Consider the following 506-nt stretch of genomic DNA (forward strand, 5'->3'; position numbering starts at 1 on the left):
AGGTGGGGGCGTTGACGGTGCGGGATGTGGGGGAGGCGGCGTGGTCGTTGGGGAAGACGGTGGCGGGGTATGCGGCGTTTGGGGCGGGGTTGATGGGGGGTTTGGATTTGACGATTCAGGGTTTTCAGAATTTGTCTGGTGGTCGGGATGGGATGGATTGGGATTCGGTCAAGAATTCGGTGATTGGTGGGGCGATTGGTGGTGCGGCGGCGGGGGTGGCGCATGGTGCGGCGGTGGGGGTTGCGAAGATGTTCGGGGCGGAGGCGCGGGGGAAGTTTCCGCCGTATGTGGTGTCGTTGGTGGCGGATGTGGGGTATATGGGTGGGCAGTTTGCGGGTGCGGTGGTGGGGAATGTTTTGGCGAATTTGGCGACGCATTCTCCGGGTGCGTCGTGGGCGGGGATTTTGGCGGCGGCGAGTAAGTTTCATGGTGGTCGGGGTGGTGGGGGTGCGGTGGTGGATGAGCATGTGTCGGAGAAGTTGAAGTTGGATATTCCGTCTCCGGGT

General features: G+C 62.5%; 1 protein-coding gene. It reads left to right on the forward strand.

The window, feature by feature from the left end:
* Positions 1–47 precede the first annotated feature (47 nt).
* Positions 48–506: hypothetical protein (locus ACFSXZ_RS41240; protein WP_378272024.1), on the forward strand; the 459-nt coding region annotated here is incomplete at its 3' end.

Source organism: Amycolatopsis pigmentata, assembly GCF_042684065.1.
GTDB lineage: Bacteria > Actinomycetota > Actinomycetes > Mycobacteriales > Pseudonocardiaceae > Amycolatopsis_E > Amycolatopsis_E pigmentata.